The organism is Okeania sp. SIO2B3, assembly GCF_010672525.1.
Lineage (GTDB): Bacteria > Cyanobacteriota > Cyanobacteriia > Cyanobacteriales > Microcoleaceae > Okeania.
The window spans coordinates 1-22799 of record NZ_JAAHGH010000086.1; the positions used below are offsets into that span (position 1 = coordinate 1).

Below are 22799 nucleotides of genomic sequence, written 5' to 3' on the forward strand. Positions count from 1 at the left end.
AGACTATCATTCCAAACCACACGTTCACGAAGTGTTGCGCCAGCAAACACAACCAAATAGCTTGGCTAATCGGTATTTTTGTCCCGGTGTTGGATATATGCGATACTTAAATCTAGCTTTCATAATTCCTATTTAAACTAATAGTATGATAACATATTTATAGAAATAAAATCAACTAAAAAGTCGCCCTAGAAGGGCGAGGCTTTAGACCCAAATTTTCGGTAAGTGTTGCATTTGAGAACTATTTTTTTTTATCAGCAAAATATTCTCTTCTATCTGGTAATTTAGCCAAACTTTGCACATCTAAAATCAAAGACAAAAATGAGTTTTTTCTGAGGATATTTTTTACTTATAAAACTCGCTTTTCTTCTATTTTTAGGACTTTTTTTTTGCTGCTAATTTCTATGTAGTAACTGTTGGTAAGGATACCCCCTATGAGAATAGATATAGGAAAAAATGTTAGTGCAAATTGTTTATAAATTGCACCATGATGTTGCCTTGATGGTATGATTTTTAATATTTTATCTCCTGTTTTATTCAGTTGTACTTTCTGAGAAACAACTAAGTCAAAAATCTTTTTACAGCCCAAAAAAAATGCCAAAATAATATATATCATAGGTGATAAAATCCTATAAGTGAATTCTTATACTATAATTATATAATACTAATAATCATCTGTGTTACCTTCATCTGTCTAGGTGATTTTAACTAGGTTTTATGGCTAACCCAACTGAGCGATCGCTGCATTAAAAACTTTTAAATTACTTTTAGAAACAAGAAAAACTATAAATATAGGTAAAAACTTTACGAAAAACAGAAATGATTTCTATAAATAAAAATTTAACTCTTATACATTTTTTTTTATTGATTAACATACTTATGATATTATTAATTAATTACAGTTGAACAGGTTGAATAAATAAATTAAGTCCTAAAGTATTTAAAGAGCTAGAGCAAAACTACAAACAAAATTACTTAATTATATTACATTAGCAGTTTAACTTAATTCAGAAAAAATTGATAAAATGAAAATTATAATTACTCACTAATCGAGGTTATATGCAACCAAATTCGGAACAATTTTCCAGCTTTACTTCTAATATTCAATACTTTGCCTATGGCTCCAACTTATCTAAATCATTACTAGAATTCAAATTAGCATCAAATCCTCAAACTAAGGATAAATACAATACAGAACCTAATTCACTGATTTTACATTCTCAACCGGCTATATTAAAAGATTTTGAATTGAAATTTAATTTATATGTGCCGACGAATAATGTCGATCCAAGTTATGCTAATTTAGTTTATAAAAAAAATTCTACTGTACATGGTTGTTTGTATGAAATGTCACCAGAATGTAAAGCTGTAATTGATGGATTAGAAGGTAAAGGTCAAGTATATCAAGAAGAAATTGTACGAGTTTTGCCTTATGGTTCAACAACTACTATTACAGCTCTAACATATATAGCTTACAAAGAACAAATAAAATTCCCAGGTATTACAATTAAAGATGGAGTACCGCCTTCTAAAAGATATTTAAAAACTCTAATTTATGGTGCTAAAGAATGTAATTTAGATTCTGAATGGATCGAATATTTAAAAAATAAAAAAGTTGCTACAATACCTTTGACTAAATTATCAAATGAAGAGTTGAAAAAAATTAAGGAAAAAATTTATACTGCCAAAGATTTAGAACTTAAAAATTTACCATTAGACCAGGCTTTTAATGAAAAGGGAGAACTTATCAAACCTATTATTAGCAGTATTTGTGGGTTAGTATTTATGTGTAATCCGAATCAAGGATTTGCGATTGGAGCAAGGGCATGGATTGAACAAATATTAGGACGAGATATGACAGTATTTTATGCAAGAAGATGTTTGCGAAATGAAGGCGTTTCATTGTATGAAACTGAACAAGATGTATTGTTAGGAGATCGAGATTGTCTAGATTATGTTATAGCAAATGCCTATGATTTATTGAGGCAATCAAGAATAGAAGGAGAAGGTGTATTTTTACTTGGTAGGACAACTAATTTTCATTTGTGGAAAGATTATTTGGGTGCATCTCAATGCAAGAATAAAGCCAAAAATTTATCGCTTTTAGGCAACAGCTCATCTGGCAACAGGCAACAGGGAATAGAGAATAGGGAATAGAGAATAGGGAATATATAGGAAAAAAGTATTTTTGCAAATATGAGATGCACCCGATTATTTGACTTCAAGAAGTTAGTCAAATTTAAAAATGTATGATAATGTTTGTCGTAACTTACTCCTCCTCTGAAATAGAGGTGAATTTTAGCCTAAATACTTAGGAGCTTGCTTCTAATTCTAATATATTTTATATATAGCGCTACGCATTAAGGTTAGGAGATTTATAAAGCTTGTTCGTGGAGCATTTCCGCACCGAAAACCCTTTAACAGTTTACTATTCCCTATTCCCTATTCCCTATTCCCTAGCGCGTAGTGCTATAAAATTTTAATTAAATAGGATTACTATATATTGAATAAATTATAGAATATGATGATGAATAATTTGGAGGTTAATTTATGATTAAGTATAAATTCAGAAATTTAACTATTTTATTATGGATTTTTTTCGCAGCACTTCCATCATTAGCAAATTCTAATAATCTAGAAATATTAACTCACAATAAATCAGATATTTCTCAATCTCAAATTATTACTTCACCAGAGCTAGATAATTCTCCTTACACTAAGTTGGAAAACTTATTAGCAGATAATAAATGGCAAGAAGCAGACGAAGAAACATACGATTTGATTTTAACTTTAACTCAAAGAAAGAGAGGAGGAGGTATCAATACAAGAGCAATAAAAGAAAAAATTTCTTGTGAAGAAATTAGCAATATAGATCGACTCTGGCGGAAATATTCTGAAGACAAATTTGGTCTTAGTATTCAAATGTCAATTTACTTAGAAACTGGCAATAATTTGGAAGCATACGACCCACAAAGTTACCAACTATTCGGTGACAAATTAGGTTGGAGAAAAGCCAGAAAATGGAAACAATATGAGCAGTTAAATTTTTCAGAAAATGCTCCTAAAGGTCATTTGCCAATAGCTATAAGAGAGTTAGATGCTACTGTGAATATTCCAGAATTTATGATTACTAAACGTTTGCGTCGGATATTATATTCTAAGGTTCAAGAATGTAATCTCTAAATTGAAGAAGGAGTCAGGAGTCATTTCAGTTATCAGTTATCAGTTATCAGTTATCAGTACCTTGGCCTGAATTCAGAGGCTTGAAATATGGAACTTTATTTTTTTTCATCGGGCTATGATCCGGATATGATATTACAAAGGTATTTTTTTCTCCAATACACTTTATCCCTCAACTTTAGCAACTATTTTACCTCGGACATGACGACCTTTTAAACGATTTAATGCTTCTGGTATTTCCTCTAAACTAATTACTTCTGTTGACATTGAATTAACTTTTTTTTGTCTGACTAACTCCCCCATTTCTCTTGCCATTTTCCCTAAATCTTTAATTGCTTTTTTATCCCCAGATAAATAAGCTCCTCCCAAAGCAACTTCGTGAATAGAAGCAGCAATACTAAAAGGTTTAAACTTACTAAAATCAGGCAACCCAGCAATACAAGCAATTCCACCATTAAATGCCAACATTTCAAAACCTTTTGTTGCAGTTTCCGAACTAACCGTATCTAAAATTGCATCAACACCACGTCCTTTAGTAATTTCTTTCACCCTAACAACTACATCCTCATTTTTATAGTCAATTAAATGCTTTGCTCCCAACTGTTGTACATAGTCAAAATTATTCTGAGAACAAGTTGTAATTACCTCCAACCCAGTTAACACTGCCAACTGTATCCCAAAACTACCAACCCCACCAGCACCACCATGAATTAAAATAGTTTGCTCTGACTGAATGTGCAAGCGTCGATGCAAAGCTTGGTAAGCAGTCAAACCCGCACAAGGAATAGCAGCAGCTTCAGTAAAAGATACACCTTCTGGAAGTGGAGCAACTGCTATAGCGGTAGCGTTAGTATATTCTGCATAACCTCCAGGTTTCGACAAATTCCCATGATAATAAACTTTATCCCCAACTTGCCAGTCAGTAACATTAGCACCGACAGCATCCACAACCCCTGCCACATCTAACCCCAAAATAAATGGATAATTCCACCTGGAAAACCCAGAAGCAGCCACTTTATAGTCAACAGGGTTTAATCCGACCGCATGAACTTTTACCCTAATTTCATCTACTTCTGGCTGTGGTAAGGGCATTTCTGCAATATGTAAACTATTAGGAATTCCTGGTTGATCCAATACTAATGCTTTCATTTTTCTCTTCTAAAGTTGAATTGTAATTTTACCAAAATGGGAACCTGTTTCCATATAACTTAGTGCTTCTGGAGCTGACTCAAATGGAAAGACGCGATCGCATACAGGATGCAATTTATTCACATATATCGCCTTATTCATTGCCTCAAACATCTGGCGCGAACCGACAAAAATTCCTTGTATCCGGACTCCTTTCATCACTGCTGGTAAAGGATTAAATTCTGCTTGCGCTCCTGCTAATACACCTATTAAACTAATTTGCCCTCCCATTTTGACTGCTTTTAAAGACTTACTCAAAGTATTTGCTCCACCAACTTCCACAATATAATCAACTCCCACTCCCTCGGTTAACGTCAACACCTGTTTTTCCCACTTCGGTACAGACTTATAATTAATCACATCAGATGCACCTAACTGCTTCACCCTCTCCAACTTTTCATCACTACTGGAAGTTGCTATGACCCTTGCTCCTGCCATAACTGCAAACTGTAAAGCAAACAAAGAAACTCCACCTGTTCCCATAACTAGAACTGTTTCCCCTGGTTTTAAACCTGCTTCCATTAAAGCGTGCCAAGCTGTTACTGCAGCGCAAGGTAAAGTTGCTGCTTCTGTATCAGATAAGTGAGACGGAATACTTACTAAACCATCTTCAGACAACACTACATACTCTGCCAACATTCCGTTAACTTCACCACCCAAAGCAGACTTAAATACCTCCTTAGTTAAATTACCCGATCGCCATTTCTGCATAAAAATACCTGCAACTCTATCTCCAGGTTTAAATTTAGTAACACCTTCTCCTGCAGACACAACTTCTCCAACTCCATCCGAACACGGAATAACAGGCAAACGTAGATGGGGGTAGTAAAGACCTTTAACCATTAAAATATCTCGATAGTTAACCGAGACTGCTTTTACCCTGACCAAAACTTCTCCAAATTTTGGTTGTGGTTGTGGTTTTTCTGTTAAGACTAAATTACCAAATTCCTGAATTTCAAAAGCTCTCACAAAATTATCTCCCTATTTTTACTTCTTCCCTCTTCCCTCTTCCTTCTTCCTTCTTTTTTAGCAGTCGAAGGAAGGGTGCGAGTATATCAAAAACTTAAAATTCAAACAACGCAAGATTTTTTTTGTCTTTCGCTCCTTCCTTATTCCCTATTTTTACTTCTTCCCTCTTCCCTCTTCCTTCTTCCTTCTTTTTTAGCAGTCGAAGGAAGGGTGCGAGTATATCAAAAACTTAAAATTCAAACAACGCAAGATTTTTTTTGTCTTTCGCTCCTTCCTTATTCCCTATTTTTACTTCTTCCCTCTTCCCTCTTCCTTCTTCCTTCTTTTTTAGCAGTCGAAATAAGGGTGCGGGTATATCAAAAACTTAAAATTCAGACAACGCAAGATTTTTTTTGTCTTTCGCTCCTTCCTTCTTCCCTATTTTTACTTCTTCCCTCTTCCCTCTTCCTTCTTCCCTCTTCCTTCTTCCTTCTTCTCATCAGACTGCTTTAACCGCCAACCTTTTCTCGTAAGTTGTCGAGAGCGAGCAATAACCAGACTATCATCTTCCACATTCTTTGTTACTACCGAACCTGCCGCCACCGTCACATCTTCCCCCAAAGTAACAGGAGCAACCAATACACTATTTGCACCAGTTTTAGAGCGATCGCCAATTTCGGTATGATGTTTTTTCACCCCATCATAGTTAGCAATAATTGTACCTGCACCAACATTTACCTTTTCTCCCAAAGTCGCATCCCCTAAATAAGATAAATGAGCTGCATTAGTGCGATCGCCCACCTGAGCTTTTTTCAATTCTACAAAATTACCAATTCGACAGTGGGAACCCACTTGAGAATCTCCTCGTAGATGTGCATAAGGGCCAATACGAGTACGATCGGCCACCGTACTATCAGAAATCACCGAATACAAAATAGATACATTTTTACCGATCTGACTATTTTCAATCAAACTTCCAGGCCCAATGCGACTACCAGCACCGATGATACTTCGACCCCGAATATGAGTTTGTGGTTCAATAATCACGTCCCGTTGTAACAAAACTGTATCATCAATAGTTATACTATTAGGGTCTATCAAAGTTACTCCGGCACTCATCCAATCATCTTTAACCCGCGCTTGCAAAATGTCATAAGCTGTAGCCAAGTGTTTACGGTCGTTAATACCAACAATTTCTTGATAGTCATTCACATCAACTGCCATAACAGGGCTGAGAAAATTAACTGTATCTGTTATGTAGTACTCTTGTTGGTCATTATTTGTGGTAAGTCTTGGTAAAATCTCTGCTAAAGCTGGCCAGTTAAAACAGTAGACTCCAGCATTGACTCGGTGGTTTTGCTTCTGAGCTGCCGTACAGTCTCGGTCTTCTACTATTTGCGTAACGATATTATTTATATCACAGAATATTCTACCGTAACCTTTGGGATTAGGCAGATTCGCAGTCAAGATGGTTGCTGCATTTTGATTTTCTTTGTGAGTGTCGATTAAATTCTTTAGAGTTTCTGGCCGTAATAATGGTACATCCCCATTTAAAACTAGAAGGTCTTCAGAAAAACCTTCCAGAATGGGTAATAACTGTTGAACGGCATGACCAGTCCCTAATTGTTCCCTTTGCTCTACAAATTCCGGGGTGGGTAAGTTATCGTCTTGATTTTCAGTATTAAGAAGAGACTCTTGTACAAGGTCTCCACGATAACCAACTATAATAATTATTCTCGATGGTTGAATAGAAACACAACTTTTCAAGACCCGTTCAACTAAGGTACAGGAACCTAACTGGTGTAATACCTTGGGTAGGTCAGACTTCATTCTGGTGCCACGTCCAGCCGCTAAAATTGCTACCGCTACCATGATTTTTGGGATTATGTTCTTATTGAATAAGAAACGTTATATTACTGAATTTATAATACCCATACTCTCATATATGACAGTCTTCGAGGTGGTTGTTGAGAAAAAGTGGGGAATGGGGAGATGGGGAGATGGGGAGATGGGGAGTTGGGGAGTAGAGAACCCACCCCTAACCCCTCCCAGGAGGGGAATATCGAGAAAGATTTGGCAGTGGCGCATCGGTTGGAACATTTTTTAGTGGATTTGATATAAAAAGCAGATAATATAAGACTTTTAGCTATTGGGTAGTCTGTACAATTTATCAATATACCCCTCAAGCACTGCTATAGTTTCATCACTTCTGACTTTTAACTTTTAACTTTTGACTTTTGACTTTTAAATACTGGGTAGTCTCTGCAATTTGTCAATATACCTCTCAAGCACTGCTATAGTTTCATCACTTCTGACTTTTGACTTTTAAATTTTAACTTTTGACTTTTAAATACTGGGTAGTCTCTGGAATTTGTCAATATACCTCTCAAGCACTGCTATAGTTTCATCACTTCTGACTTTTGACTTTTAAATTTTAACTTTTGACTTTTAACTTTTGACTTTTAAATACTGGGTAGTCTCTGGAATTTGTCAATATACCTCTCAAGCACTGCTATAGTTTCATCACTTCTGACTTTTGACTTTTGACTTTTAAATACTGGGTAGTCTCTGGAATTTGTCAATATACCCCTCAAGCACTGCTATAGTTTCATCACTTCTGACTTTTGACTTTTGACTTTTGACTTTTGACTTTTAACTTTTGACTTTTAAATACTGGGTAGTCTCTGGAATTTGTCAATATACCTCTCAAGCACTGCTATAGTTTCATCACTTCTGACTTTTGACTTTTGACTTTTGACTTTTGACTTTTAAATACTGGGTAGTCTCTGGAATTTGTCAATATACCCCTCAAGCACTGCTATAGTTTCATCACTTCTGACTTTTGACTTTTGACTTTTGACTTTTAAATACTGGATAGTCTCTGCAATTTGTAAATATACACCTCAAGCACTGCTATAGTTTCATCAAATCTGACTTTTGACTTTTGACTTTTGACTTTTAAATACTGGATAGTCTCTGCAATTTGTAAATATACCCCTCAAGCACTGCTATAGTTTCATCACTTCTGACTCCTGACTCCTGAGGACTGACTCCTGAGGACTGACTCCTTCTTCAACAACCAACGTTTTTTCCAATGAGATGTAGGTTCTAGGGAAGATTTTTGTTGTTCTAACTGGCGACGACGCATAATAATTTCCGCCGAGTCTGATAAGTGGGGGTCTCGGTAGGGAATACTAGCGCGAGTTAGTAAATGTTCTTTTTCTTTTTGGGACAGTGGGGGTAAATATTCTTCGGTAAAACTGGCCACTGTTCCTGGCGATCGCCTACCTACTGGTGCAGTAGAACCAATTTTCAAGTGAGTTTCCAGTAATGCTGTTCTGACTGCTGCAGAGCAGGAATATGTTGCTAGATGACCATCAGGTTTGAGAAAGCTAGTTACTAAGCGCAAAAATTCTACGGTCCAAAGTTGAGGACAACTGGGTGGAGAAAAGGGGTCGAGAAATATAGCATCAGCTTGGAAACCGGAGTTATTTAGTTCTTGAATAGTGATTCTAGCGTCCCCGATGGACAGTTTGGCTTGAATTTTTTCTGTTTGTAATTGATGGGTATTAGCGAGAGTAGCTAATAATTCTGGCACAGGGTCGGGCCAATTATCTAGAAGATTTGTAGCGATCGCTGTTTTTGGTACTTCTGGGTCTAATTCTAGGCCTACCAATTGAATTTTACAACCAGGATTAATTTTCCAGATGGCCGCTAAAGCAGAGGCAGTGTTATATCCTAGTCCATAACAAACGTCAAGTAGGCACACCACGGGTTGATGTACTCTAGATAATAGTTGAACTGGGTAAACAAACTTAAATTCTGCTTCTTGTTGAGCGCCAAAATTAGAGTGAAAAGTTTCACCAAATTCGGGTGAAAAAAAAGTAAAGGAGCCATCTGCTGTTATTTGTGGCAGAAACTTATGATTTGTCAATTTTTCCTCTGAAATAGTTATCTAAATGAATAAACAGAAAAAATTATACTTACCTCTTTGGTTTCCTTGTCTTCGTTCTTGGTTAAAGGCTTTAATCATGGTTTATTTTCTAACGATTTTAGTTGCCATAATTAAGGAGTTAAAGCTAGGAATATATTTTTGGCAACAACTAGGGGGAAGTTTAGAGTTGTTCATTTGTTTGAGTATTATTTTTCTGTTTTTTTTGATTCCTGCTTTTGCTTTTTTGCATCATTACTTTCTTTTGATTTTTCATATTTTCCGGAAAATTTTAGGTCGAAGTTATCGGTATAAATTTTTATTATTTCCGCCAATTACAAGTTGGTGGAAAGCTTTATATAGTTGGTTGATAATGATTATTAGTACTCTGGCAGCAACTTTAATATATACATTAATTTTGCCTTGGTTTAACCTGAATTATCAAATTGCAATTTTAGAAAAAAGTCAATTTTTACATCCTGAAACATTTATAGATAAGTTACTTTTATTTGTATTTATTAGTGTTTGGTTAATTGTAGCAGCTAAATTATATCAATTTGAATTTTCATCTAAAATATTTTTTGTATTCAACAAAGCATATAGTCCTAGTCCGACTCTAAAAAATAAAAACTTTTCCAAACTACCTCAGATTAATTTGATTGAAGAAGGAAGAAAAAAGAAGGAAGAAGGAAGAAGCGGTCGGACTCCGCGACGACGCCAGTCGCAAGCGGTAAGACTCCGCGACGACGACAGTCGCAAGCGGTCGGACCCCGCGACGACGCCAGTCGCAAGGGAACGCCGACCAAGAGAGGGAACGCCGACCAAGAGAGGGAACGCCGACCAAGAGAGGGAACGCCGACCAAGAGAGGGAATGCTGACCAAGAGAGGGAATGGGCACCAAGAGAGGAAAAAGTGGATAGGGACTAAAACCCAAAGTAATTGTAAATACCGTGTAGACGGTGGGGTATTCAACCAAAAAGAAAAAGATAAAACAGAGAATGAATTGGCAAAAACTAGCACCTATTCTGGAGCTAAAATCACAAATAAACCTCAATCAGTATTAGTGACAAAAAAAGTTAAGCCAGTTGATCAAAGAGAAAAAAGTAATTACTTACAAAAAATCCAGAAAACAATCAAAAACAACATTTTGGTATTACTGATTATTCCTTTACTTACATTAGGCGTATATGGATTTTCTCAATGGCAATTAATGTCTGAAAAATCTGTAGTTATAGTTCCGGAAATCCCCTCACCAATAGCAAAAAAAATTAACTCAAAGAACCTAGAAATTGAAGAAGTAAAAACTCAACCTACACCTATATATTCCCAAACAAAAAAACCTTCGCCCACCCCAAACACAACTCTTGTATTACCGCCACCAGACCCATTTAAACTAGCAGTTAATCGAGCTATAAATGCAGCAGAAATGGCTCAGTATGCTCAGACTAAAATAGAATGGGAAGCAGTAGCAAGTCAGTGGCAAGATGCAACAGAATTTATGAAAATAGTACCAGCATCTCATCCTAAATATAAACAAGCCAGAAAAAAAATCAAAGAATATCAAAGCAATGCTGACTATGCAATTAGAGTAGCAAAAATGAAAAAGTAGTTGAAGAAGGAAGAAACAAGAAGGAAGAAGGAAGAAGGAAAAAGTGGATGGGAACTCTAATACCATTTCTCAAAAACTTTTCTACATTTTATTGAGCAGGGGAGTAGGGGAGTTAACCCACCTCTAACTCCTCCCAGGAGGGGAAGTAAAAATAAGAATAATTAACATTAAACTTAGCTGCTAATTAACAAAAAAGTTATTCTAGCTGTGTTGATTACTTAATAACGGTACTTTGGCAAAAAATATGTTAAGAATAGCATCAAACCTTTATATAGTCTTGGTTTTACATTGAATCAACCTTTTTCCTGATATATCTGGGTTTGAGCCATTTTTAGCCTGTTGATGTATTTCCCTTACCCCTACTAGCTTTGAAGACATTTTCGCTGTGAAAAATATCAAAGTACCGATAACTGAAGTTGTGTCCAAGTATAGCGTCAATGTGTGGGAATTGGTATAACTCTAACCAAATTAAAAAGTAGTTGAAGAAGGAAGAAGGAATGAAATTGGAGAAAGTGTGTGGGCACTCAAACCCCAAGCAATTTTCAACAATTAATAATTAATAATTAACAAATACATCTCCTTGAAAACGGATAGGATTGACTCAAAGGAAAATTTTTTCTTTTTTCTCCTTAAAAGGAGAGACTTTAAACCGAATGAATTAATTATCAATTATCAATTATACATTGTAAACACCCTGTAGACGGTGGGTTATTAAACCAAAAGAAAAAGATCAAAACAAATATTTGCTATTTATTATTCAAAGGTAATTAATTATGGTTGAATATAGATTTATCGAACTTGCTAAACAAGGAAATTCTAAATCCATTGCTACCCTATTAAATGGAACGTTACATCCTCAAGGTATTAATGCAAAAGTTAGTGCAGTAAATGGATGGTTACACATACTCCTAGAATCTGAAGAATTGCCAGAGAGAAGTTATATCGTAGATATAGTTAGACATCAATTAATAGAATTAGCTCCTGAATCAATTAAAAGAGTTAAATTACTAATTAAAAGATACAGCGATGATTATGCAACTTGGGGTCAGGAGTTTGATTTAAAATTAAATTCCTCATCTAGTTTGATTTGGCATAATTTTGATGATAATCAACAATATAGATTTGATTCAAAGTCAAAAATTAATAGTATCAAAAATAGAAGTTGGAATCATCTCAAAATGAGTAAGATAACTCTAGGGATAGTTGTGGTAATCTTATTCATGGCAGTAGCTGTTTTTATCAGTAAAATGTCAGTCAAGCGATCGCCACAAACCATCAATAGTTTTACCTATTCTTCAAAATAAAAAAACTTGATTGAATTTATACAAATTGAAATGAAGCTGCATAGAATAATATTTCAAGCATAATTGACCACAGTTCATTAATTGATAATTGATAATTACCTCGGGTTTTAACCGTTACGGAATTGAATATCAGGAAATATTATTTCTTCTCTTGGTCTCATGGATATGATGCAGGTTTCGGAGCCATCCCACCCTACGGGAAGCTGCGAAGATAGAACTCCGTTCCGCTGACGCGAAACGCGACAGCGTTGCGTTACGCCAGTTTTGCGAAGCAAAAGCAAACGACCGCTGTCTTGGTCTCATGGATATGGCGAGGGGACTAGCTCTTGACAGAGCCGCTCCGCTTTATATGTTGCGGAGCAAAACGCCATCCCTCAACCGCTTTTTTCCCCTTAAAAGGGGAGGCTTTAAACCAAAATTATTTAATAATTAATAATTAATAATTAATAATTCGGTAAGCGTAGATAAATATAAATCGATTTAATGAATTTCATCATTCTATGCAACCTAATATAAAACTTGTATTAGTAAATTATGACTAAGAAAAATTTTCTTATTTCTCCTCAGTGGTTAGTAGACCATCTAAATGAACCAGACCTAATCATCATCGACTGTCGTTTTTCTTTAGCTGACCCAGAATTAGGCCAAAAACAATATCAAGATGCTCATATCCCTGGCGCATTCTATTTCGACCTTAACCAAGACCTTTCCAGTGCAGTACAAAAACATGGCGGGCGTCACCCATTACCCGAACCCGATCTACTTGCCCAAAAATTAGCAACTATAGGTGTTAAATACCAAGAAACTCTCATTGTGGCTTATGATGATTCTCGCTTTGCCTTTGCTTCTCGTCTATGGTGGTTATTGACATACATGGGCCATGAAAAATTTGCTCTTTTAGATGGCGGTTTTTCTCAGTGGCAAAAAAAATATCCAATTACTAATGAAATTTCTACCCCACAAGCAGGTTTTTTTGAACCACAAATTAAATCAAAAATGGTAGTAGATATAGAAACAGTTAAAGCCAAAAAAGATTTACCAGAAGTAGTATTAGTTGATTCACGAGATAGCGATCGCTATTTAGGAAAACATGAACCTATTGACCCTATTGCTGGTCATATTCCTGGTGCGGTTAATTATCCTTGGAAACAAGTTACTGATGAAAATTCTCTGGCAAAAGTTGACGAACAAATTCAACGGTGGGAAAAGGTTAAAAATGCTGAGGAAGTTATTGTTTATTGTGGTTCTGGTGTGACTGCTTGTGTGAATTTATGGTCGTTAAAAATGGCAGGTATTAATACAGGAAAACTTTATGCAGGTAGTTGGAGTGATTGGTGTTCATATTAAATAAAGGTAGTAGGGAAGATAGGTTGTAAGATCGGGAAAAATTTAGCAATTAACAATTAATAATTAATAATTAATTATTACCTCTCCTTAAAAAGAAGATAAAAGAAGCATAAAAAGTAGATCGTCAAGATTTACGGAATAATTAAGGCTTCAAGCTTCTACATATCAAGGATAAAAAAGAAAAAAATTCTTTTAGTCAATGCTGTTCTTTTAAGGGTAGATAGTTGTTAATTATTGAAACAAGCATCTAAATAATGGTTAAGTGCCTATGCAAAATTAATTACACATTCTGTTGAATTCCTGTTCTCCCTTGCCTATTCCAGCTTCCAGGTGCTCTGTTTCCTCTCTCAAACTAGGAAATTAATTTTGCACGACTACTTAATCTTTGCTATAATTTAATAATTTAATTGCTTTTTAACCCCTGAAGCAATTGCATTTTCCTACAACCATTAAGTTAAGATTAAGAGCCTTGCAAGAGTTATAATTATAAAATTATAGCTGTAGATTATGTCGAGCAGTTATTAAACCCCATTGAATAGGAAAATCTTGATATGTATGAAAGAATCAAAAGTACACTTAGCACATATCCTGCAGTATACGAGCCATTACGCAAAACATTAAACAGTTACAGAAACCTGAAAATACAATACAACAACAACAAGAGACTGAGAAAAATACAAAAGCAAATATGGACAAATATTAAGCATAAAAATTCTGTTTTCTTTGTGCAAGTTGGCTCGAATGATGGCTCTCATGGAGATCCTATTCGGGATTTAGTGATCAGAAATACAAATTGGAAGGGCATATTTATTGAGCCTATTCCTTTTCTTTTCGAGAGATTAAAAAAGAACTATAACAATTCTGAACGATTTATTTTTGAAAAGATTGCTATATCCACCCAAAGAGGTTTTCAGAAATTCTATTATGTTTGTGAGGAAGCAAAAACAGAATTAGGAGGTCTACCAGAATGGTATGACCAATTGGGTTCTTTCAATAGAAATCACATACTTAAACATCTTCAAGGGAAGCTTGAACCCTATATTATTGAAGAAGATATCGAAACTATAACTATGCAAGAAATCTTTGATAGAAATAATGTAGAAGTAATAGATCTTCTTCATATAGATACAGAAGGATTTGATTATAAAGTACTATCACAAGTTGATTTTTTGAGATATAAACCCTGTGTTATCATGTATGAGCATAAGCATCTTTCTGATGATGAGAAAAATTTAGCAAAATCACTCTTGGAAAAGTACAATTATAACTGTTTTTCTTGTGGTGGTGATACCTTAGCTTTTATCAATTACTAATCAGTAAGTACAGTAACCGGACATAAATATTTACCGAATAATTAATTATTAATTATTAATAATTAAATAATTCTGGTTTAAAGCCTCCTCTTTTAAGGGGAAAAAGCGGTCGTTTGCGGAGAAGTCCGTTAGGATGGGATGGCGTTTTGCTCCGCAACATATAAAGCGGAGCGGCTCTGATAAGAGCGGGTCTCCTCGCTGTCCGACCATCGACCAAGAGAAAAGAAATAATATTTCCTTATCTTCAATTCCGTAACGGTTTTAAACAGAGGTAATTATCAATTCTCAATTATCCATTAATGAAAAATTTGGTGATTCCTAGACAAGGTTTTTAGCTTGAATTTTGTGCATCTGCTGACTCAGTTCAACAATTAATAATATAGCTATAAGCATTTCCTACGGAATGCTCCGCAAACAGCTATCAGCTAGCCTCCTATCGGAGGAACTTCGTTATCAGCTAGAGTTAAAACTTTTAACTGTAATGTTTTGAAGTTTCTTAGCTGTCCTAATCTTAATGCGTAGTGCTATAAAAAATAAATAAAATCAATTATCACACAGAAAATTATCAATTGTTTCCTCCTACTCTGTAGTGACGTTGCATACAACGTCACTACTCTTTTCTGGAGATGTCTAAAAAAAACATTCACTTCATTTAGTTGTACTTCATAACTTCGGAAACTGCTGTATCATTTTGATTCAATGTTGATTCCCTCTTCCTTTTTCCTTCTTCTTTCTGTCTTTTTCCCTCTTCCTTCTTCCTTCTTACCTCTTCCCTCTTCCTTCTTTAAAAATCAAAATAAATATAAGGCAAACCCTCCGGTGCCAACAACCAAACAGTAAATAAAAATACAGGCACTAACAAAACTTTCAACTGCCAATTTAACTGTAACTTCAGACCACGATGAAACCAATAATTAATCGCCATTGCCACTACAACTCCACAAATTAACCACACCAAATGTAACCTTTCTAAACCCATCGCCTCCAGATAAACTTTATCCACAAATTGAACATCTGCTTCATAATTCCACCAGTGAGAAAACACCCAAAAAGAATCCCTTAAATTCGGCAGTCGGAAAAATATCCAAGCACCAAAAACCATACTCTGAGTTAACAACCAACTGATTAAAATTCCTGGCAAACTTTCCCATACTTTTTTCACCTTAAAATGTTGAGAAGTTGCCTCTATTAATCGATGAATTACTAATGCCAAACCATGCAAAACTCCCCAAACAATAAATCCCCAAGCAGCACCATGCCAAATACCAGCAATTAACATCACAATTAACAAATTCAAACAAGTCCTAAATAAACCTACCCTTGAACCTCCCAAAGGAAAATATAAATAGTTTCTCAACCAATCTCCCAAAGTTGTATGCCACCTACGCCAAAATTCTGCAATACTTGTGCTGAAATAAGGAAAATCAAAATTTTGTGGCAAACTTAAACCCATCAAAAAAGCACTACCACGAGCAATATCAACATAAGCACTAAAATCAAGATAAAGTTGTAATCCATAAGCAATTGTTGCTAACCATAGATCGCCACTTCCAGCACGTTGTAAATTACTAAAACTCAGGTCTACAAAAATTCCTAAATTATCAGCTATTAAAGCTTTTTTTACCGCCCCAGTCGCAATTAACCAAATTCCTTCCGTTATTTGCTCTAAAGTTGGTAATTTTAAAGCAGGAGTTTTAACTAAAGCTTGAGTAGTTTTTTTCCCGACCATTCCTAACTGATTTTGCAGATAATGATAACGAGTTATCGGACCAGAAATAAGTTTGGGAAAAAATAACTTATAAGATGTAAATTCTAATAAAGAAAAAGCTGAAGGAGCACCTCGATAAACATCAATTAAATAAGCAAGACATTCAAAGCAGAAAAAACTTAAACCTAATGGTGCAATTACATTACTATCAACCCAATTAGCAGTTTCTAAAATATTAGGTATATTGTAGAGAATGCCAATACTATTTAATAAAAAAGGTATATATTTGAAACTTAATAAAAGTAAGATATTGCAAATTATACCTAACCACAATAATAGCAAGCGACGGCGGTTCCATTGTTTATTAGCAATACGCCAATCTTTTGGTTCCCCAATAGCTTGAGCAAGGTAAAAATTCAAAAGGGTAATTATTAATAGTAGTGGAATATATTGAGGTTGAATAGTGGCGTAGAAAAATAAACTAGCAACTAACAGGACAAACACTCGCCAAGACTGTCGTGGCATTGACCAATAAAGTCCCAACACTATTAATAAGAATAGAGCGTAATTAAAAGAGATAAAAGTCATGCCGTTTCATCCAAGTCAAAAGTCAAAAGTCAAAAGTAAGATTTAATCGGTTTATAGCCTCAAAACTTTTACCCTAAAGTAATTTCAGGAAATTATTTACCTATGTAGTTTGAAACCATTTGTAACATTGTTATTTAAAATTGGTATTATCAGTTATTCTTTATCAAAATAATTGGGTCGCGCAACCCCCCCTTTTCCGGCGAAATGTTTTTGGAGGCAAGATCAAATCCCCATGACAAAAACAACTTCTGTACGTCGCCCTACCGATGGCTCCCCTCTATCTAACTTCTGACTTCTAACTTCTGACTTCTGACTTCGTTGACAGTACCTCCAGTCATCTCATTGCTTAAATTATGACTTTTGATTTACTTTAATTCTTACTTTTGAGGGACAATTTTTCCTCCTACCTCCTCTATCAATTCCCATTTATTCTAACTCCTGACTCCTACCTCCTCTGTAGTTTCCATTTTTCCTGATTCCTGACTCCTGGCTCCTGACATCCTGACTCCTGACTTAATAAAAAAAATTCCAAAAGTACTTGTCAAAATTATATTTAGTCTGCTACTATAGTAAAAGTGAGAAAAAAAGCCGGGATAGCTCAGTTGGTAGAGCAGAGGACTGAAAATCCTCGTGTCGGCGGTTCAAGTCCGCCTCCTGGCATTCGGCCTTGCATAAATGCAGGATGATTTTAATAATACAGTTAAGACTACCGCATCTGGTAGCAGCAGTCTATGTTAGCGGAGCTTTGCGCCAGCAAAACGTCAACCCGTCGAGGAGCTTCGGCTCGCTAGGAATCTCCGCGCCTTTAGGCCGGAGAGGGTGTCAAATCTATCTACATCATAAAAATGGTCTAACAGAGAATAGCCCAGTCGAGAAAAATTTCAAAAAAAAGTCATAAAAAGCTGAGGTCACTCGTCTAATTAGAAAAGGCAAAATCGAATAGAGGTTAGTCTTTATTGGCCTAATTCTGCTAGAGCCTATAGTATATAGCCTTTCGGATAGAAATCTGGCCAAAATTGAAATGACCACTCCAAAAATGCAGGTGAAGCCCTAGCTAGCTCCAGGCTTACATCTTGTTTCTGGACATATCTCAGGAAATACCATTCTATTGTATGAGACCCCAAAAGCAGTTAAAAGGAGAAATGGCAATAAAAATGAAATTTACTAGGCTTAATTTTAAGGATCTACTGACCACAGTAATCATAACAGCGACAATGTGTTTTACTTTTCTTCTGGCAAGTCCAGCATATGCAAAAGAGTGTAGAGTGATTAATACAGTAATTACAAGTGCAAAAGTCAGCGAAAATACTAAAATGGGAGGGCATGTACTTCAACATATCTACGGACAAACACCTCCGACAAAAGACTTTTCTCAATTGGATAAAACATTATTTACGAATGCAGCTCAATATGAAGGTATATGGAATGCCTACAGAAATAGCACAAAAATTAGCAACCCAGCCAAATGCACTAAAATCACAGACTCACCCCATAATTTTGATGTATTGTTAACCAAATTGCCAGGGCAACCAGAGTCAATAGAAGCATATCAGTGTCGCGAGGTGGATGATGATAAGCGATGTACGAGGTATGTTCCAACACAAGTGACAACAGTGAATTTTGGATTTAAATATCAGAAAGAACGAAATAAAGCTAATCAAAATTGGGTTTTGAATACAGCATATCCAGGTTACTCAAGACCGTCAAATTAAGTGATGTAAACCGAAAAAAGGAAAAAAAAAGATTCAGGTAAAACAAAAGAGAAATCTAGGGGGCTGAAGATTGGTGGATGATCTTTCCCAGTTATAGTCCCGGAAAATTAAACAGTCCTGCTGACAAGAGCTTAAGTCACAACGCAAGAATGTTTTAGAGGCTTTTGATTTGTTAGTTAATGGATGCAGATGAACGAATAATTTTCCTTGGGATCGGTTGGTAACGGGGCGATCGCCTATTTACCCAGACTATAGCCCAGTCGATAAAAATTAAAAAAAACAGAAGAATCAGAAAGGATAAAGAAACACCAATCCCAAAGATACTTAACTCAACCCTTGATAGTTCCTTCTGACCCAGGTCCATGCAGGTGAAAGGGAACGGGGCGATCGCCTCTTTCCCAACCCTTTCTGACTCAACCCTGAGTACTCCAATTCTGACTAAAATTCACCAACGGCGAGCATATTCCTCAATGTGACTCGCTTTTACATTTTGCTGGCAAAGTTAAGAAATATTATTAATGATTTTATAGCAAATTACATGAGAAGTTTGACCAAAATAAATGCTTAAACCCAGTCAGGGATTATTTTTTTACTTTTGACTTGGGTAAAGTAAGTATTAGAAATAATTATCTTTATTATTTATAAAAAAAATATACTTAAGCAGTTGACGTAGACATCACAGTAGAAATATGATCGTGTTGCAGCAAAATTAAAACACTTTGAATACCCCAAATTAATCTATGGTTCATCTCAAGGCCGAGGAAAAAGGGAAATTAACAGACCCGAACCCAGGAGGTGAAACTACCCAAGAGGGAGGAAGTATGGCGATGTTAGCGATCTTGACTCCCCCTCCTGTGGCAGCCGCTCCCGGAAACGGCAAAAATCCTCAGAAATTGGAGAAAGACAATATAGAAAACGAATTTTGGCAGGTATGGTGCGAGCATCGAGACCGATTTTATCGCTGCTGTCTGAGGTTGATGAACTCTAACCATGCAGATGCCGAGGATGCTCTGAGTGAGGCAATGGTGAAGGCATTGGATAAGGTGCGCAAGTTCGCCGGGAAAATTGCTAATTTGCCTGCTTGGTTGATGACCCTGACTCGAAATTTATGTCTGGATCTCATCCGTAAACGTTCTCGGAGAGCTGTGGGTGTAGATGATATAGAGTGGGTTGGTGATAGTGGAGAAATGGGGGTGGCGTCGGCGGTGGAGTTGCCAGAGCAGGTTTTGGAGAAGGATGAGAGGTCGGTGGTGATTCGACGGGCGATCGCTTCTTTGCCCAAACGGATGCGGGAAACTTTTATTTTACATTTTTATCAAGAGCTTTCTTCTCAGGAAATTGTCGAGCGACAGGGTATTTCCTACGATAGTGTTTACAAGCGCATCTCCCAGGCACGGAAAAAGTTGAAGCTGATGTTGAGCGGTTATTTCATTGATTTTGATGAGTCGGTGTTGGGCACAGAGAGAGAATTAGGGGATGGCAATGTATGGTGCCAGAAACAGGAAGATTTGGCAAATGTTTCGGTGCAGGGGATATCGGCAACTCCAGAGGTGTCTGGGGAAGAGGAGAAGAGGGAGGAGTTAGAAGTTGTGAGTGCGGACATTGCCTCCCAAAATTCCCAGGGGTTGGAGACTATGGCGGTATTGACATCGGAAGAGTGTGTCGAGGTGGATGTGGCTGAAGAATCAGAATTTGTGGATGGTGCAGGGTCGTCGAAGGGTATGGTTGAGGAGAATATTGGTGATGGGGCAAATGTTTGTGGTGAGAATATGCTGTCGGCTATGATGCCAGTTGTGTTGTCGAGTTTGTTGATGGATGGGAAATGGACTGGATGTGTGGAGGCTCCTTTTAATGAATGGTGGCGCAAGGGGTTGATGTGGCTGTGCGATGGAGGAGGTATCCTTAGTGATATTGTTTTACGGCGATCGTGGGTGGTCTCGAAGTTGCTGAGTTTGAGACGGGATGAGATAGGGATGGGTACAGAGGGGGCGATCGGCTATTCACCTTCACCCCATATTAAGGACAGGATGAGACGACGCGATCGAGATTGGACTATGATGGAAAAGGCAGAGGAACAATTGCAGGTACCTCCTGAATTTGTTGATTCAGATGGTTATGTTGGCAAGTTTGACACTATAAGATAGTGGGCGATCGCTTCATTGGAATCGCAATTCCAAATTAACATAGAGAAAAAGTTCAGGAAAAAAAGAATTAAAAAGTCTAAAAAGTGTGGGGCACAAAGAAAGTACAACTCCAAAAATAAAACGGACAAATGCTACTTTGCTACTTAATTATGTGGAATAAAGGTTTTCTGCTTTTTACCTTAATTCTTTAATGGTAAGAAATAGAATGACAGAACAGCAAACCAAGTAGCAAAGGCAGAAAAAAACTAAAAATGTCACAGGGGGAGTTGTACTTGGCCTGATTGATAACGAAATAGAAAAGGGAAACAAAATGAAAATAGAAATAACGAAAGTCAAACAAGTTCTAGCAACAATCGTCCTGGCCGTAATCATCGCAATGGGAGTTCAAACATTACCTGCGGATGCAGCAAATGTATACAATTGCAAAGTAGAGGAAGTAGGGAACGTTTGCCATTATATACTCAAACCAGGAGATATAATTATGTTGGACACGCCTGATACGAACCTGGAAGAGTACCCGATCCTCTTGGAAGCAGCAAACTTGTCCCATCTCTTGGATGCAAGTCTTTGGTACAAATGGATACCGGAATCAGGAGACAGCGATTTCGCGGCGTACAACCTCGAACGATTAGGCTACAATCTTACAGAGCAAGGACAGGTGATCGAGGAAAACCAGATCGAGCAAGGGCACTATATCACGAACAAAGGTCAAGGAATAGGATGGGTCAGAAATCGATCGGTCTATGAGAATGTAGATATAGAAGTAGTAATTTACTCTTAACTCTTAGCTCTGGGGGAGGTGGAAAACTGCTTGTAAATCATGCTTTGCAGTAGTTTTAGCCAATATTCTTCTGAAAGATGCTATCTGTAATTGGCCTCGGGATTCAGAATATTAACGACATTCAGAGGGCATTCAGGCAACTTGATCGCCACTCAGTACCTGAATGGTCTATCTGTTCCGGCTAATTTTTTCTGGAGGGAGGTTTGATAAAAAGCTTATCCCAAAAGGTTTTGGCCTTGCCTGTAACCCCTTCAGGCTGATTAATGAGACTTGATATTAGTGAGAGGATGGAGATCAACGAATAATTTTCTTTGGGGTCGTATGGTAAGGGGCGATCGCTCCTTACCATACCTGAGGAAGCTTAACCCTCGGTACTCCACTCCTAACCCAAATCAACCAACGGCGATCGCATTGCTCAATGTGACTCGCCGTTGCATTTCAGTTATCAGTACCTACCACCGATATCCCAAAAAATCCTTATTTCACGCAGTGAATGTTGCTGAGTTCGACACTAGATGAGACAATGAGCGATAGCCTATTCACCCTCACCCCATAGTTTGACTTTGATGAGACGACGCGATCGAGATTGAACTATGATGGAAAAGGCAGAGGAACAATTGCAGGTACCTCCTGAATTTGTTGATTCAGATGGTTATGTTGGCAAGTTTGACACTGGATAAGATAGTGGGCGATCGCTTCTTTGCCCGAACGGATGCGGGAAACTTTTATTTTACATTTTTATGAAAAGCTTTCTTATCAGGAAATTGTCAAAAGGACAGGATGAGACGATAAGAAGGAGATTGGACTCATCTGGAAAAGGCAGAGGAGCAATTGGGGAAAACTACTTACAGCGCTTTTCAAATTGATGAACCACATCTTCACACATCAAACCCTGTAGGGACGTTCCATGGAACGTCCCTACTGTGGTCTACCGTGTAGGAAAACCGCTGTAATGAAATGATTTACACGGAAAGGTTCGCGAGTTAGACATATTAAAGAAATATAGTTCAGATAAAAGTGCTTGGAAACGTCGAAAAAATGTAAAG

At 36.8% G+C, this 22799-nt stretch carries 19 protein-coding genes and 1 tRNA gene; 13 read left to right on the plus strand and 7 right to left on the minus strand.

The window, feature by feature from the left end; all coding sequences use genetic code 11:
* Window positions 1–24 precede the first annotated feature (24 nt).
* Together F6K15_RS29820 and F6K15_RS29825 are read right to left on the minus strand one after the other, a co-directional pair.
* A complete protein-coding gene (locus tag F6K15_RS29820) occupies window positions 25–123 on the minus strand; it encodes a helix-turn-helix domain-containing protein (RefSeq protein ID WP_202219659.1) in 99 nt (32 codons plus the stop codon).
* Window positions 124–349: 226 nt separating this feature from the next.
* Window positions 350–616: a hypothetical protein gene (locus tag F6K15_RS29825; RefSeq protein WP_293068251.1), complete on the minus strand. Its 267-nt coding sequence runs from the start codon at window positions 614–616 to the stop codon at window positions 350–352.
* A gap of 443 nt (window positions 617–1059) precedes the next feature.
* Here F6K15_RS29825 and F6K15_RS29830 point away from each other — a divergent pair, with 443 nt between their 5' ends.
* Together F6K15_RS29830 and F6K15_RS29835 are read left to right on the plus strand one after the other, a co-directional pair.
* Window positions 1060–2157 carry a gamma-glutamylcyclotransferase family protein gene (locus F6K15_RS29830; RefSeq protein ID WP_293068252.1) on the plus strand — a complete coding sequence of 366 codons (1098 nt, stop codon included), beginning with the start codon at window positions 1060–1062 and terminating at the stop codon, window positions 2155–2157.
* A gap of 393 nt (window positions 2158–2550) precedes the next feature.
* The gene (locus F6K15_RS29835; protein WP_293068254.1) at window positions 2551–3183 is read left to right on the plus strand and encodes a GUN4 domain-containing protein; all 633 of its coding nucleotides are present in this window, start codon (window positions 2551–2553) and stop codon (window positions 3181–3183) included.
* 162 nt (window positions 3184–3345) lie between these two features.
* On the opposite strand, the gene F6K15_RS29840 is transcribed toward F6K15_RS29835, so the two are convergent.
* The 3 genes from F6K15_RS29840 to glmU all read right to left on the minus strand — a co-directional run bounded on the left by F6K15_RS29840 (window position 3346) and on the right by glmU (window position 7188).
* Window positions 3346–4329, minus strand: coding sequence for a zinc-binding dehydrogenase (locus tag F6K15_RS29840; RefSeq protein ID WP_293068256.1), 984 nt, complete (start codon window positions 4327–4329; stop codon window positions 3346–3348).
* 9 nt (window positions 4330–4338) lie between these two features.
* Window positions 4339–5337, minus strand: coding sequence for an NAD(P)-dependent alcohol dehydrogenase (locus tag F6K15_RS29845; RefSeq protein ID WP_293068258.1), 999 nt, complete (start codon window positions 5335–5337; stop codon window positions 4339–4341).
* A 423-nt stretch (window positions 5338–5760) separates the two neighbouring features.
* Window positions 5761–7188, minus strand: coding sequence for a bifunctional UDP-N-acetylglucosamine diphosphorylase/glucosamine-1-phosphate N-acetyltransferase GlmU (gene glmU, locus F6K15_RS29850; protein ID WP_293068260.1), 1428 nt, complete (start codon window positions 7186–7188; stop codon window positions 5761–5763).
* Between the two features lie 73 nt (window positions 7189–7261).
* On the opposite strand from glmU, the gene F6K15_RS29855 reads away from it, so the two are divergent.
* The gene (locus tag F6K15_RS29855) at window positions 7262–7423 is read left to right on the plus strand and encodes a hypothetical protein (RefSeq protein WP_293068262.1); all 162 of its coding nucleotides are present in this window, start codon (window positions 7262–7264) and stop codon (window positions 7421–7423) included.
* Window positions 7424–8335: 912 nt separating this feature from the next.
* Here F6K15_RS29855 and F6K15_RS29860 read toward each other — a convergent pair.
* Window positions 8336–9250: a tRNA (5-methylaminomethyl-2-thiouridine)(34)-methyltransferase MnmD gene (locus tag F6K15_RS29860; RefSeq protein ID WP_293068264.1), complete on the minus strand. Its 915-nt coding sequence runs from the start codon at window positions 9248–9250 to the stop codon at window positions 8336–8338.
* A gap of 25 nt (window positions 9251–9275) precedes the next feature.
* On the opposite strand from F6K15_RS29860, the gene F6K15_RS29865 reads away from it, so the two are divergent.
* The 4 genes from F6K15_RS29865 (at window position 9276) to F6K15_RS29880 (ending at window position 14820) form a co-directional block, all read left to right on the plus strand.
* Window positions 9276–10856 carry a hypothetical protein gene (locus tag F6K15_RS29865; RefSeq protein ID WP_293068266.1) on the plus strand — a complete coding sequence of 527 codons (1581 nt, stop codon included), beginning with the start codon at window positions 9276–9278 and terminating at the stop codon, window positions 10854–10856.
* A gap of 773 nt (window positions 10857–11629) precedes the next feature.
* On the plus strand, window positions 11630–12160 hold the full coding sequence (locus F6K15_RS29870; RefSeq protein ID WP_293068268.1) for a hypothetical protein: 531 nt from the start codon (window positions 11630–11632) through the stop codon (window positions 12158–12160).
* Window positions 12161–12694: 534 nt separating this feature from the next.
* Window positions 12695–13507, plus strand: a complete 813-nt coding sequence (locus F6K15_RS29875; RefSeq protein WP_293068270.1) for a sulfurtransferase — start codon at window positions 12695–12697, stop codon at window positions 13505–13507.
* A 551-nt stretch (window positions 13508–14058) separates the two neighbouring features.
* Window positions 14059–14820, plus strand: coding sequence for an FkbM family methyltransferase (locus F6K15_RS29880; RefSeq protein ID WP_293068272.1), 762 nt, complete (start codon window positions 14059–14061; stop codon window positions 14818–14820).
* Window positions 14821–15604: 784 nt separating this feature from the next.
* Here the strand turns inward: F6K15_RS29880 and F6K15_RS29885 are convergent.
* On the minus strand, window positions 15605–17116 hold the full coding sequence (locus tag F6K15_RS29885; RefSeq protein WP_293068274.1) for an MBOAT family protein: 1512 nt from the start codon (window positions 17114–17116) through the stop codon (window positions 15605–15607).
* Between the two features lie 587 nt (window positions 17117–17703).
* On the opposite strand from F6K15_RS29885, the gene F6K15_RS29890 reads away from it, so the two are divergent.
* The 6 genes from F6K15_RS29890 (at window position 17704) to F6K15_RS38710 (ending at window position 22537) form a co-directional block, all read left to right on the plus strand.
* A tRNA-Phe gene (locus tag F6K15_RS29890) sits at window positions 17704–17776 on the plus strand.
* Between the two features lie 605 nt (window positions 17777–18381).
* Window positions 18382–18828: a hypothetical protein gene (locus tag F6K15_RS29895; protein ID WP_293068275.1), complete on the plus strand. Its 447-nt coding sequence runs from the start codon at window positions 18382–18384 to the stop codon at window positions 18826–18828.
* A 740-nt stretch (window positions 18829–19568) separates the two neighbouring features.
* On the plus strand, window positions 19569–20972 hold the full coding sequence (locus F6K15_RS29900; RefSeq protein WP_293068277.1) for an RNA polymerase sigma factor: 1404 nt from the start codon (window positions 19569–19571) through the stop codon (window positions 20970–20972).
* A gap of 310 nt (window positions 20973–21282) precedes the next feature.
* Window positions 21283–21753: a hypothetical protein gene (locus F6K15_RS29905; RefSeq protein ID WP_293068278.1), complete on the plus strand. Its 471-nt coding sequence runs from the start codon at window positions 21283–21285 to the stop codon at window positions 21751–21753.
* Between the two features lie 279 nt (window positions 21754–22032).
* Window positions 22033–22272 (plus strand): hypothetical protein, encoded by a 240-nt coding sequence (locus tag F6K15_RS29910; RefSeq protein ID WP_293068280.1) that lies wholly within the window; start codon window positions 22033–22035, stop codon window positions 22270–22272.
* 181 nt (window positions 22273–22453) lie between these two features.
* Window positions 22454–22537: a sigma factor-like helix-turn-helix DNA-binding protein gene (locus tag F6K15_RS38710; protein WP_363268993.1), complete on the plus strand. Its 84-nt coding sequence runs from the start codon at window positions 22454–22456 to the stop codon at window positions 22535–22537.
* The last annotated feature ends 262 nt before the right edge of the window (window positions 22538–22799 follow it).